At 36.7% G+C, this 13,908-nt stretch carries 13 protein-coding genes; 2 read left to right on the top strand and 11 right to left on the bottom strand.

Annotation, left to right across the window (positions count from 1 at the left end; all coding sequences use genetic code 11):
- Window positions 1-145: 145 nt before the first annotated feature.
- The 5 genes from JC2156_RS01125 to JC2156_RS01105 all read right to left on the bottom strand — a co-directional run bounded on the left by JC2156_RS01125 (window position 146) and on the right by JC2156_RS01105 (window position 4,950).
- Window positions 146-1,867, bottom strand: a complete 1,722-nt coding sequence (locus JC2156_RS01125; RefSeq protein WP_006845005.1) for a proline--tRNA ligase — start codon at window positions 1,865-1,867, stop codon at window positions 146-148.
- A 225-nt stretch (window positions 1,868-2,092) separates the two neighbouring features.
- Window positions 2,093-2,893, bottom strand: a complete 801-nt coding sequence (locus JC2156_RS01120; protein WP_006845004.1) for a phosphatidate cytidylyltransferase — start codon at window positions 2,891-2,893, stop codon at window positions 2,093-2,095.
- 16 nt (window positions 2,894-2,909) lie between these two features.
- On the bottom strand, window positions 2,910-3,686 hold the full coding sequence (locus JC2156_RS01115) for an isoprenyl transferase (protein ID WP_193785806.1): 777 nt from the start codon (window positions 3,684-3,686) through the stop codon (window positions 2,910-2,912).
- Between the two features lie 15 nt (window positions 3,687-3,701).
- On the bottom strand, window positions 3,702-4,529 hold the full coding sequence (locus tag JC2156_RS01110) for a Cof-type HAD-IIB family hydrolase (RefSeq protein ID WP_006845002.1): 828 nt from the start codon (window positions 4,527-4,529) through the stop codon (window positions 3,702-3,704).
- Entirely contained in the window at window positions 4,519-4,950 is a 432-nt protein-coding gene (locus JC2156_RS01105) for a GtrA family protein (RefSeq protein WP_006845001.1), read from the bottom strand. The genes JC2156_RS01110 and JC2156_RS01105 overlap by 11 nt, the downstream gene beginning before the upstream one ends.
- A gap of 299 nt (window positions 4,951-5,249) precedes the next feature.
- On the opposite strand from JC2156_RS01105, the gene JC2156_RS01100 reads away from it, so the two are divergent.
- Entirely contained in the window at window positions 5,250-6,035 is a 786-nt protein-coding gene (locus JC2156_RS01100; RefSeq protein WP_006845000.1) for a hypothetical protein, read from the top strand.
- Window positions 6,036-6,192: 157 nt separating this feature from the next.
- Here the strand turns inward: JC2156_RS01100 and hpt are convergent, their stop codons facing one another.
- Both hpt and JC2156_RS01090 read right to left on the bottom strand, forming a co-directional pair.
- Window positions 6,193-6,735 carry a hypoxanthine phosphoribosyltransferase gene (gene hpt / locus JC2156_RS01095; RefSeq protein WP_006844999.1) on the bottom strand — a complete coding sequence of 181 codons (543 nt, stop codon included), beginning with the start codon at window positions 6,733-6,735 and terminating at the stop codon, window positions 6,193-6,195.
- Window positions 6,735-8,039, bottom strand: a complete 1,305-nt coding sequence (locus JC2156_RS01090) for an adenylosuccinate synthase (protein ID WP_006844998.1) — start codon at window positions 8,037-8,039, stop codon at window positions 6,735-6,737. Before JC2156_RS01090 ends, hpt begins: the two co-directional genes overlap by 1 nt.
- A 262-nt stretch (window positions 8,040-8,301) precedes the next feature.
- Between JC2156_RS01090 and JC2156_RS01085 the strand changes: the two genes are divergently transcribed.
- Window positions 8,302-9,609, top strand: a complete 1,308-nt coding sequence (locus JC2156_RS01085; protein WP_006844997.1) for an NCS2 family permease — start codon at window positions 8,302-8,304, stop codon at window positions 9,607-9,609.
- Between the two features lie 78 nt (window positions 9,610-9,687).
- On the opposite strand, the gene JC2156_RS01080 is transcribed toward JC2156_RS01085, so the two are convergent.
- From JC2156_RS01080 to nagA, 4 genes are all read right to left on the bottom strand, one after another.
- Window positions 9,688-10,851 (bottom strand): DUF998 domain-containing protein, encoded by a 1,164-nt coding sequence (locus JC2156_RS01080; RefSeq protein ID WP_006844996.1) that lies wholly within the window; start codon window positions 10,849-10,851, stop codon window positions 9,688-9,690.
- Window positions 10,852-11,114: 263 nt separating this feature from the next.
- Window positions 11,115-11,726 carry a 30S ribosomal protein S4 gene (gene rpsD, locus JC2156_RS01075; RefSeq protein ID WP_006844995.1) on the bottom strand — a complete coding sequence of 204 codons (612 nt, stop codon included), beginning with the start codon at window positions 11,724-11,726 and terminating at the stop codon, window positions 11,115-11,117.
- A 228-nt stretch (window positions 11,727-11,954) separates the two neighbouring features.
- Complete coding sequence (locus tag JC2156_RS01070) at window positions 11,955-12,647, bottom strand: GntR family transcriptional regulator (protein WP_006844994.1); 693 nt, start codon at window positions 12,645-12,647, stop codon at window positions 11,955-11,957.
- A 10-nt stretch (window positions 12,648-12,657) separates the two neighbouring features.
- Window positions 12,658-13,833, bottom strand: coding sequence for an N-acetylglucosamine-6-phosphate deacetylase (gene nagA, locus JC2156_RS01065; RefSeq protein ID WP_006844993.1), 1,176 nt, complete (start codon window positions 13,831-13,833; stop codon window positions 12,658-12,660).
- Window positions 13,834-13,908 lie beyond the last annotated feature (75 nt).

Below are 13,908 nucleotides of genomic sequence, written 5' to 3'. Positions count from 1 at the left end.
ACCAATTACTTTTTACTTACATTTAATATAATGAACCTATTTATATCATATAGATTGAAACTTAATTTATTCTATATCTAATGAAAGAGGCATACTACCGGACAACTAAATCCACTAGTAACGCCTCTTAATTTCAACATTTTAACTATTCACTAATTTCATCCGTTGTTTGGAGCAAAATTGTCAATGTATTAACTAATTCATCAACTCGAACTTCAATTGCTTCGTCTGCCGTACGAACCTTGACTTCCACAATTCCTTCATTAGCCTTTTTACCAATCGTAATACGAACTGGTAATCCAATTAAGTCAGAATCAGCAAACTTAACGCCTGGTCGTTCATTACGATCATCTACCAGAACCTCATAACCCGCTTCAACTAATTGTGTTTGAATTTGATCAGTTAAAGCTCCTTGCTCGGCATCTGTATATTTGATTGGTACCAAATGAACATCCCAAGGCGCAACCGCTTTAGGCCATACTAGTCCCTTATCATCAGCATTTTGTTCTGCAATTGCAGCTAACAAACGTGAAACACCAATTCCATAACTACCCATAATAACATCTTGTTGACGTCCATTATTATCCAAAACTTGGGCACCTAAAGCTTTAGAATAACGTGTCCCCAATTTAAAGATATGCCCAACTTCGATTCCCTTAGTAAAGATTAATTTACCTTTACCGTCAATTGTTTGATTTCCCTCGATGGCAGTTCGAATATCAGCAACTTCATCAATGCGGAAATCACGTTCAAGATTAGCATTCAAGTAATGGAAACCTGCTTCATTGGCTCCGACTGGAACATTAACCATATCTTGAACCCATTCATCAGCAATAATTTTAATTTCAGTGTCTACATTAACAGGACCTAATGAACCAAATGATGAGCCAAGCAAAGTTTGTGCTTCATCTTCAGTTGCCATCCGTAATTCAGTGGCTCCTGTCAAATGTGCAACTTTAACCTCATTGACTTCATAGTCACCTCGAATTAACAACATCAAAGGCTTTTCATCAGCAATCATCAAAAGTGTTTTAACCAATTGATCTGGTTGCTTTTTAAGATAATTGGCCAGTTCTTCAATTGTCTTAACCTCTGGTGTTGCAATTTTTTCTAACTCAGCAAAAGCAGCGTGCGACTTATTAGGCGTATACAGATCCTTGGCCATTTCTAAATTAGCTGCGTAATCAGATTCTTCAGAGTAAGCAATGATATCTTCTCCGGCTGCGGCTGGGGCAGAAAATTCCTTTGAATCAGAACCACCCATAGCTCCAGCATCCCCCACGATGACACGATACTTCAATCCCACACGATCAAAAATTTTAATGTAAGCTTGTTCCATATTTTTATAAGCTACATCTAATCCTTCCTGATCAACAGAGAATGAATAAGCATCCTTCATCAAGAATTCACGACCTCTTAACAGTCCTGAACGAGGACGACGTTCATCACGTAATTTGTTTTGAATTTGGTAGATCGTTAGTGGCAACCGCTTATATGACTTAATATCATCACGAATTAATTCAGTCATAACTTCTTCATGCGTAGGCGCTAAGATCATGTCACGATCATGACGATTTCGCAATTTAAACAAATCAGGTCCATAACTTTCGTAACGGCCAGACTCTTGCCATAGTTCAGCGGGCAATAACGTTGGTGCCAACATTTCAATAGCATCCACGCGTTCCATTTCTTCCCGAACGATAGTTTCAATTTTATTTAACACCCGTTGGGCTAGTGGTAAGTATGCATACACACCGGCTGAGACTGGACGAATATATCCAGCCCGCAACATCATTTGGTGGGAAATTACTTCAGCATCGGCAGGCGCCTGACGTAAAGTTGGGATAAACACTTTAGATTGTTTCATAATTACCTTCCTAATTTAAATAATAAGATTGTTCCTTATTTTACCATAATCCGCTAGGTTAACGGATAAAATCAATTAAACCAAATAAAAAAGAGGATGAGATAAAACTAAAGATTCCTTATTTAATCCCATTTTATTCTGTACCCTTGCAGGGTAATCCTAAAAATATATTAAATGTAGTAATCTTTAATGAGTTCTTTCTCACTCTCTTTTATCATTAAACCATTATAACATCCCACCTAAGAGATATAGAATTGGCATAACAATAATCATTGAATCAAAACGGTCCAAAATTCCACCGTGTCCTGGTAAAATATTACCTGAATCTTTCACTTTGTAGTAACGTTTCAATCCTGATTCAATTAAATCACCAAATTGTCCTGCAATAGATAAGATCAATATGATCAAGATCATAACTGGCAAACTATAAACCTGTGGGAAAAAGTAAGCATAAATAGTCATAACAACTACGGCTACTACAGTTCCGCCAATTGAACCCTCCCAAGTTTTATTAGGACTCAACCGAGGTGCTAAAGGTGTCTTTCCAATCTTTCGGCCAATCATATAGGCCCCTGAATCAGTAATCCAAACGATTAACATTCCAAAGAAAATAACACTAATTCCGGCTTCCCGGGCTTGTACCAAGAAATGGAAGCCCATTCCAATATACATCATTGCCAGGGTGAAAACCCCTGCATCTTCAAAACTAAAATGATTGCGACTCACCACGGTATGGAAAAGCATCAATAAGACGAAAATATATAATAGTGAAGAAAATTGTAGTCCAACTGGTAACCATGCATTCCATTGTTTCCAAATTCCAGATGGAAGGGTCATTAAGAAAACCCCTATCATTGAAACAATTGCTTCAAATGAAACAAATAATTTTTTACGCATTAAGACAACTTCGCTCATGGCGATCACTGCTAATACAGCTGCGACTAATTCTAAAAGTGTTCCTCCCAACAAAATCGTTGGAATAAAAACTATTAATGCAATTACCGCAGTAATAACTCGAGTTTTCATGTTTTATTTTCCTTCTCTACTTTTTATCTTCTTTAATTCCACCAAAACGACGATCACGGCCTTGATAAATTGAAATTGCCTGTTTAAATCCATCTGCGTCTAAATCTGGCCAATGTTGATCCAAAAACACCATTTCACTATACGCTAATTGCCACAATAAGAAATTTGAAATCCGGTTTTCACCACTTGTACGAATTAATAACTCCGGATCTTGATAAGGAGCTAAGGGAGCCGTCATCAAAGCATTCGAAATTTGTTCTTCATCGATTTGATCTGGTGACAGGCTCCCCGTTTGAACTTTTCGAGCCAGATTCTGAACTCCAGTAATAATCTCTGCACGACCACCATAATTAAGTGCAAAATTTAATACCATTCCCGTATTATTTTTAGTTTGATCAATGGCTTGTTGGACTGCCTTTTGTGTTTCTGTGGGTAATTGATCTATATATCCCATTACTTGCACTTTAACATTGTTTTGTATCAATTCGGGGACAAAAGTATCAAAAAAACGAGTTGGTAGTTTCATCAGAAAACCAACCTCACTAGCAGGGCGCTTCCAATTTTCTGTAGAAAAAGCGTATAAAGTTAAAACTTTAACTCCCAGATCACTAGCAGCAACTGTAATTTTTTTAACCACTTCCATGCCTTGTTGATGTCCAGCTACCCGTGGTAAGCCCTTAGCTTTTGCCCAACGACCATTTCCATCCATAATAATTGCGACGTGCTTTGGAATCCGTTCTAAATCAAGTTCCGTTGATACAACCGGTGATTTTTTATTAAAAAACATCCTGATTATCTCCTTATCATCCTAGTCTTGAGATTGATCAGCTAATAGCATTTCAATCGTTTCTAAGACCCCATCATTTTCATTATCTGCCTTAGCTTGCTGTGAAATTCGCTCTTTCATAAATTCAGCAGCATTTGGCATCACGAATGGATGGCCCACATAACGTAGCATTTCAAGATCATTACTATTATCTCCAAACGCTACCATCTCTTCTGGCTTAATTCCCCAAATTCGACTCAATGCTTCTAGGCCCGTTTCTTTATTGGTGTTAGCTGCTAAAATGGAAACTGAACCAAACCCAGATCCAGTGGTATGAAGTTCTTCACCAAACTTTTTACGCAACACTTGTACAAAATATTTAATATCCGCATTTTCTGGCCAAAGAAGTTCCATTACTAAAATATCATCTTCGATTTCAAGAAATTTTTCAACTTGTATCACCTTAGGATAGAATTGTTCCACTGCTTGAATCATCTCAGGTGTAGCATGATTAGAAACATAAGCAGCTTTAATTCCAGACAAAACAATTAAATTTTCCATTTTAGCCCGCGTCTGCGTATTCCAGTCCAAGACTTTCTTAATTTGTTCTTTAGAAACTGGTCGCTTATACAAAATTCCTGTGGTATCTGAGACCATTGCTCCATTACTTGAAATGTAAGTTAAACGATTCGTTGGAGTCTCTTTAAAGTAATGCAAAGTCTGTTCAACTTTATTTCCAGTAGCTACAACCATTTTTACATCTTGGTCTTCCATTTGATCCAAGAGCCGGTTGAACCGTGCCACATCAAAAGTACGATCATTCCTTAAAAAAGTACCATCTAAATCAGTTGCTATTAATTTAATCGTCATATTCCATTTCCTCCTTATGCTTGAAGATAAACCACTTACTTAAAATATAATTAGAAATAATTACAAAAATATTTTGAATAATATTCCAAACAAAATCATTTTGTTGTAACCAGCTCACACCAATAAACATAATTCCTGATCCTAAAATCCCAGTTATAAAACGGGCTAAATAAAAATTAAACACTTCAACACTAAGTTGTTTAAATCCATGTGCTTGGGAACTAAAAACCCAACGTCGATTGGTTAAATATGCAAAAAGAACCGTTACAAACCAAGCAGTCCAGTATGCAATTTGATAAGGAGTATGTATAAGATGTAATCCCCCATATATCAAAATATTAATAATAGTAGTTAATACACCAAAAAATAAGTATAAAATTTGCGTTTGATACTTATTAAATATCTTCCAAATTAATTTCATCAATTTATCCTCAATCCTCAGACCCAATAAAATTTGTTAAATCTTTATTTATCAGTACTTCTCGTACTAAATGGCGTCCATTAAATGTTTTAAACATTTTTTAATTGTAACATTGAATTAATTATCTGCGAAATAAACCTTATTGATTATAAGATTTTTTTAAAGTTAACCCATATTTAACGAAAAAATGACTTCAAGCCAAATGCATTAACGTTATAATAAGAAGTATGAAAAACTAATTATCATTTTTCATACCTACTATTTTCTTATATTAAACTATTAAAAAGGATTATTAAGCTATGCCACCTGCATCAGATTACCAACAAGAAAACATTCAACAACCACGTGCTCAAAAAATAAAGCAACGAATAAATTACAAAACATTCTGGATTATGCCTACTCTCGGTTCAATTGCCCAGCTTTTAATGTGGTGGACCTACCCCCTCATTTATTCTAAACAACTTACTGCTGGTCAATGGCAAAACAACCCCCTTTTAATGACTTATTCTGTTTTTTTAGCTTTAACCATCTACATTACCTTTAATCGTCAGTTTAAAAGTGTTCTAAATTATTTACTCTTAATTGTCCCATTTATTTTATTATTCTTTTTATACCGTGAAATGACCATCCAACAAGTCATTATATTAATATTAATGCCAATTGCTTTAGTCTTAATTCATGTCAAATGGCTTAATCTACAAAATATTTTTGGCTTAATCCTTTTTTCTGGACTATCTACCCTATCTCTTCCAGTAGTTATTTTCTACCAGCAAAATACATTTTTAACCAAACCATTCTTGTTTAGTCTTTTCCCCCTCTTCTTGTGTTATCTCTTCTATATGTGTATCATCTTCATCCCCGACGGTCAGCAAAAAAGAATTACCTCTCTGGTCTTTGGAACCATATTATTATTAAATATTCTTTCCTTATCATGGAACGTATGGACCTTCCTAGCGATCGTTATCTTGATTTTCACTTGGACCGTCCTTATTAATTTAGACTTAAAGCAGCAGTATCGTATGCCGTTTTTCACCATTTTACAAGCAATAACCGTCCTATTAATTTTCCTCCAACAATCACATTAAACAAAATATCGTTATTAATAAAAAAGAGGCCAGACATGGTCTCTTTTTTATTGTTTATCAACTTAAATTATTCAAAATAAAAACAGCTTAAACAAAGTCTTAGCCGCTTTTTTTATCTATTCAATTAAACCAATTGACGCATTCACTTAATTATATTTTATACCGTCTGAGTTGTTAGCTCTAAAACTGCAATATATGGTAAATTTCGATAATGATTATTATAATCCATTCCATATCCAATCAAGAATTCATCAGGAGCCACGGTACCCACGAACTCTACCGGATCAGCCTCTTGAATTGCCTTGGGACGCTTATCCACGGCAATTGCCCGCGTAACTTCACTTGCTCCACGTTGCAAAAAGACATTTTGCAAATATTGAAGTGTGAGCCCACTATCAATAACTTCATCCAGTAAAATGATTTTTTTGCCTAAGACGTTGGTCTTTAGATCATGAATAATTTGGACTTCACCAGTTGAATGATCGTCCTCATAACTAGCCACCCGCACATAATCCATTTGGACATCGGCATTCAAGGCCCGCAGCAAATCTGCCATCCACAAATAGGCGCCTTTCATCACACCTACAAAGAGTACTTGGTCATATTCGGTCCCATAAGCTTGATTAATTTCGTCCGCCACCTTTTGAACCATTCGTTTAATTTCTTGCGTTGTTACAATTGTTCTTCCAATTTTACCCATTACGCTTTTCCCTCTGCCTCTGACCATAAGTCAAATAAAATATTTGTTTGTTCATTAGATGGACCCACAGCAAACGTATATAAAGGGGTGCCAATTAATTCCTCAATTCGAGATAAGTAACGTTGCGCATTTTGAGGAAGATCATTCCGATTCTTAATGCCAGTAATATCTTCATCCCATCCAGGAAACTCTTCATATACCGGTATCACTCGTTCTAAGTCTTTAAATGATGCAGGATAGTGCGTAATTCGTTCACCATCAATTTCATAAGCCACTGCCAATTTCAAGACCTTGAGCCCTGATAAAACATCAAGGGAATTCAAAGCTAGATTCGTAAATCCACCAACCCGAGCCGCATGTCGCATAACTACTGTATCAAGCCAACCAATGCGTCGTGGACGTCCCGTGACAACCCCATATTCATGCGCTACTTCGCGAATTTGGTCTCCCGTTTCATCAAAAAGTTCAGTTGGAAACGGACCATCCCCAACGCGGGAAGTATAGGCCTTCATCACACCTATAACAGCTTTAAGCTGAGTTGGTCCAACACCTGCTCCAATTGTAGCCCCACCACCAATTGGCGAAGAAGAAGTAACATAAGGATAAGTCCCATGATCCAAATCAAGCATTGCCCCTTGAGCGCCTTCAAACAAAACCCGACGTCCGGATTGTAAATAATCATTTATCAAACCAGCTGTATCAGTAATATAAGGACGCAATTTTTCACCATAATCCAAAAATTCTTGAACTAACTCTTCTACCTCAAATCCAACATGTTGATAAATTTTTTCTAGAATTTCATTTTTTTCAGTCAAGACAGCTTGAAGACGTTCACGTAAAACATCCTCATCTAATAGATCAATCATCCGAATTCCAATTCGAGCAGCTTTATCCATATATGCTGGTCCAATTCCGCGGCCAGTTGTTCCAATCTTTTTTTCGCCTTTTTTTTGATCCGCCAGTTTATCCAAAGCTAAGTGGTAAGGAAAAATAACATGAGCTCGATCCGAAATACGTAAATTATTAGTTTGAACTCCTTGATTCTGAATCTGGGTCAATTCTTCTAATAATGCTTTCGGATTCACGACGCATCCGTTGGCAATCACAGCTAATTTATTCGAGTCAAAAATACCTGATGGAATCGAAGATAATTCAAATTTTTGACCATCAACATAGATTGTATGTCCAGCATTATTCCCGCCTTGATAACGAACAACCATATCAGCTTCTTGAGCGATAAAATTAGTAATCTTACCTTTTCCTTCATCGCCCCATTGACCACCAACAACCACAACTCCTGCCATCTTTGCTTCCTCCTATTAATAAGAAAATACATCTACGTCGCATTTTCGGTTTTTGTTCGGCTTTTACAGATTAATAATAGCAGATGTTTCTAATTTCAGCAATTTTTTCCTTTATTTTTAAATATAAATAATAAAATGACTTGTTTTTTATAAATAAAAATTAAATAGTTCGGATTTTGCTATTGACTATTATTTACATTAACTGCATAATATATCTTTGTTGTTATTTATTTTATTTATTATATTTTTAGGAGAGTCATTCATGAACTTCATTGCGCGTTATTTTCACTTATCTGAACTAAAAACAACTCATCGGCGCGAATTCATAGCCGGCCTAACTACATTTATGGCGATGGCATATATCTTGTTTGTTAATCCGACAGTGCTCAGTGCTTCGGGAATGGACAAAGGAGCTGTCTTCACTGCCACAGGAATCACTGCTGCAATTTCAACTATCTTTATGGGCATTTTCGCTAACTACCCTATTGCGATTGCTCCTGAATTAGGAATTAATGCTTTCTTCTCATACTCAGTCGTAGTTGGGATGGGAATTCCTTGGGAAACAGCCCTCGCTGGGGTCTTAGTAGCGGCCTTGATTTTCTTACTACTAACTTTCTTTAAAGTACGAGAAAAAATCATCAACTCAATCCCGCAAGATCTAAAAGTCGCAATTGCGGCAGGAATTGGATTATTCATTGCTTTCATTGGTTTGAATGAAGCTGGATTAATTGTTGCTGATCCTGATACCATGGTTTCGCTAGGTCATCTAACTTCTGGTACTTCTTTACTCGCAATTTTTGGAATTATCGTAACTTTCGTTTTGATGGCTAAAAATGTTTCAGCTGCAATTTTCATCGGAATGATTTTAACTTCAATTGTTGGAATGATCTTTGGATTAATTGAATTACCAACGCATTTAATCTCACCTGCCCCATCATTAGCACCAACCCTTGGTGTATCAATTCAACATTTAGGCGATATTAATACTGTTCAATTAGGAATCGTAGTCTTAACATTCTTATTAGTTACTTTCTTTGATACTGCAGGAACAATGATCGGTCTAGCAACTCAAGCTGGCTTCATGAAAGACGGTAAGATGCCTCGGATCGGAAAAGCTTTAGGTGCTGACGCCTTAGGAATGACTTTAGGTGCCATTACTGGTACTTCTCCAGCTTCAGCTTTCGTTGAATCGTCTGCCGGAATCGCTATTGGAGGTCGTTCTGGTCTAACTTCAGTTTATACTGGATTGCTTTTCTTTGTCGCTTTGTTATTCTCTCCTCTTTTGGCAGTGGTAACACCTCAAGTTACTTCAGCCGCTTTGGTGGTTGTTGGAGTCTTAATGGCTAAGAATCTTAAAGACGTTAATTGGGATGATTTTGCAATTGCGGCACCTGCATTCCTAATCGTGATTGGAATGCCCCTGACATATTCAATCGCTGATGGAATTGCCCTTGGATTTATTCTTTACCCTATTACAATGTGGGCAACTCACCGTGGTAAGCAAGTTCCAGCAATTATGTATGGCTTAGGCGTAGTTTTCTTAATCTTCCTATTCATCATTGCTCGTTAAATTTAATATTAAATAAAAAAGAACTCTAAACATACAACGTTTAGAGCTCTTTTTTATTTATATATCAACTTAATATTTTTATTTTAAATCAGCAATTTCTAATTTCACAACATACTTGGGATTATCGTCATAGCTCAAATTACGCAAATTTTGCAAAAGTAAAATTAACCATGCAAATGCAAAACCAAACGCTACCATTTCAAAAGCAGTTAGGGATAAATAACCAGATTTTTTAAATACAATATCTGAAATGGCTAATCCCCCAGCCATAACATATGAAATCACCAAAAATTCCCAACTTGGATTCGGAATTAACCAACGAATGGCAATAATCATAACCAAAACCATCATCACTAACCATTGTGCAATTCCATCATGTACGTGATGCATCCATCCCGGATTATTCGGGAAAACCCCAATTAAACCTACCGCAATCGCCGTAATCGAAAAGAGCAAACGCAGAATAAATAATCGACGATTTTGACGAAATGTTGCTCCCAATGAACTAAACAAATAATCAACAATGGTTAATAAAATTAACGATGAGAAGATCAAAGTAAAATTAAAGATCCAGCCATTTCCAACCCTGTTCGTTCCTAAGTAACTAAAATTATATTGCCACCATCCTACAGAACCATTGGTCGCCATCGACATAATAATTCCGCCAAATAAAGTTGCAATCAAAACTGAGACAGCTTGCTGGAAACGTAAACCTTGTGCCGTAATAACCATGATATAATTCATAGTTCCCACTAGGGCACAGATAATTAAACTCATTGTATAAATATCTAGCCGTGCACCCGCAAAGGCCGATGAAATAACCCACATTACCAAAGCCAATGCGACAACCCCTATAATGCCATACGCTAAAGTAATCATTAAAATATTATACCAACGAATTAAATGGCCTTCTCGATTTCGCGTTTTAATGGCCATAATAAGAAAACTAAACGTCCCAAATCCACCACCTAAATAAATAGTAATTTGAGTCAATGAATTAGCACCTGTCATACCAACTGTAGTAGTTTGTTGCATAATAAAATTAATCACAGCAATCAATGCACTAATAACCCCAGTGGCCATAACCCATCGAAAGGCAACTTTATTATCTTGACGAATATTTTCAATATTTTTATCAATAATAATTTGATCATCAATAATTTGCATCTCAACTAATTGTTCATTATCAAGTTGAAGCTTCTGGACAAATTCATCCGGTAACTCAACAATTGTTTTTTTCATTAAGCTCTCCTTATCCATCTTTTTTATATTCAGACTATTTATTTTCACCATTCTATCAATTTAGATCTAAAAGCTCCAACTCAGATAGCATGTAAAAAGGAGTTATTGGACAAATCTATCCAATAACTCCTTAACTTTATATCAATATTGATTAAACTCTACGGCAATTTGCCTAGTGACAAACTACCAAAAACCATAAAATACTGAATCAACAAATATGTTAAATTAAAATCCAAATTTCTTTTAAAAAGAAATCCAAATTTTTATCCCAACTTGTTGTAGTATTCAACGATAAGAGCTTCGTTAAAGTCACCATCAAGTTCTTCACGTTCTGGCAAACGTGTCAAAGAACCCTTCAAAGTTTCTTTATTGAATTCTACGAATGGTAGGTGACCGAATTGTGATTCAACCGCTGCCAAGATGTAGACATTCTTTTGTGACTTTTCGCGAATTGAGATTTCTTGTCCAACCTTAACTTCGTATGAAGGAATATCAACACGCTTTCCATCAACTAAGATGTGACCGTGGTTAACCAATTGACGTGCTTGTTGACGTGTAGTTGCCAAGCCCATACGGTAAACGATATTGTCCAAACGAGTCTCCAACAAGATCAAGAAGTTAGTTCCGTGAACACCGTTACGGATTTGACCAGCCTTGTTGAACAAGTTGTGGAATTGACGTTCTGTCAAACCATAAGTGAAACGAACCTTTTGCTTTTCACGCAATTGTGTTCCGTAATCAGAAAGCTTTGAGCGACGCCCTTGACCGTGGTCTCCAGGTGCATAGTTACGGCGAGCAATTTCTTTACCAGTTCCTGATAAAGAAACACCCAAACGACGTGAGATACGGTACTTAGGACCAGTATAACGTGACATATTAATGTCCTCCAGAATTTTTTATTTGGTTGAATTCTAGAGAATTACCTCATATTCGTGCAATTTATCCTAACTTTCACTGCTGCAGCGCAGGTACTGGTGAGGCCCCGCCATCAATTTGAAACGAGGGTGATAAATTGTTGACGAGCTTATGGATAATCCGCTGCAGTTTTCAACGCTTCATCAAGTGTAACAAATTAAATATTCATAGTAAAGAAAAATAATCGTTTATAACTGAATTTCATAGCGATTTCCCGCGTATTGTGTTCGTACAAATTCAAATGGTGACCCTTGGTCATCAGTAGTAACCTGCGTTAGTACTAAAACAGGATCGCCGCTATTCATGGCCAAGAGCCGGGCCACTCGTTCATTTACGGCCGCTGCCGTTAAAATTCTTTTCGCCTTATTTACAATTAGACCATTACTAATTAAAGCTTGATATAAAGATTTTGTGATCTCATCTTCATCAATCCCAACTAATAATTTTTGTGGCACAATGGCCACTTCAAACGCAATCGGCTCATCATCCCCATATCGAACTCGTTCCATTCTAATAACACTAGTATCTGTGCTTATTTCTAATTTTTCAGCTTCTAGGGCTGTTGGTAACCCAACTTTATAATTAATCACTTGCGATGATGCTTTTTTACCAGCAGCATCCATCATTTCTGTAAATGAAGAAGCACTATCAAGATTTTCTTGTACGCGCTTAGTTGCCACAAATGTTCCCGAACCAATCCGTCGCTCCAAATAACCTTCATCAACTAATAACATAATTGATTGACGTAGCGTCATTCGCGATACATTAAATTGTATTGATAATTCTCTTTCAGACGGAATCCGTTCACCAGCCGACCAGCGACCAGCATCGATTGCTTCTTTAATCTCATCATGAATTTGAACATAAATTGGTTCTGTCATTTAAAATCCCCTATTTCTTAATGACTGCATCCTGTGGTGTAAATTTGCGGCCGAGACTATAAGTTGTCTCTAATTGAGTTAATTTGCCATCAAATAAATTGAAGTCGGCGTCCTTCCCGACCTCTAATGTTCCTTTTCGATCTAACAATCCAAACTCCGTTGCTTGATTAACAGAAGCCATTCGTACAGCTTCTTCAACCGTTGCACCGGTGAATTTAATCATATTCAAAAAGGCATGTTTAAATTGTAACACTGATCCTGCTAATGTGCCGTCTTCTAATCGAGCTTGCCCATCTTTGACCCAGACTTTTTGACCACCTAATTCAGATATACCTTCTTGCAATCCTTTAGCTCGCATTGAATCGGTAATTAAGTCAATTCGATGTGACCCCTTCAATTTAAAAGCCAAGTTAACCATATCAGGAGCAATATGGAAACCATCAACAATCATTTCAGCATACATATCTTCATCCAATAATGCATGACCTGTGACACCTGGATCACGGTGCTTAAGTGGTCGTTGCGCATTATAAAGATGCGTTACATGCTTCACTTTAGAATTATTTTGTAAGAATTCACGAGTAGCATCAGAATGACCAACAGAACCAATAATATTATTAGTATGCAGATAATTTTCAAAGACCGTTAAATCATCGGCCTTCTCGGGTGCATAAGTAATTAAACGCACTCGATTTCCTGATAATTCATTCCATTTTTGAACTAATTCGACACTAGGTGCAATAATATATTGTTCTGGTTGGGCTCCTTTATAATGAGGATTAACAAAAGGTCCTTCAAGATGAACTCCTTGAATAGCTGGTTCTTCTTCCGCAGCAATTTTGATTGCTCGCATTGAATTATCAATATTTTCAACACTCTGCGTCATTGTCGTTGGGAAGACAGAAGTAATTCCTTCAGTAATTTCATCGCGCACCATATGGACAATTTCTGTGGCGTCTCCATCCATCGTATCAAAACCATATGCTCCATGCGTATGAACATCAATAAAACCGGGGACTATTACTGCTCCCTGGGCATCAACCACCTGATCACCGGGCTCAGCTTGATATTGTTTCATTGCAGCAACCATCTTAATTTTTTCATCAAAGCGAATAAAACCATTTGGAACTATCGGATTAGCACCCGTTCCAGAATAAATTTTTGCATTAATTATGACTTGACTCATAGAAAACCCCTTTCATTCTTCACAGTGGTATATACCATTACATTTATTATAATCCTTCTATACTAAAAAACACGC

This window comes from Weissella koreensis KCTC 3621 (assembly GCF_000277645.1).
This window is presented reverse-complemented; position numbering and strand designations above follow the sequence as displayed.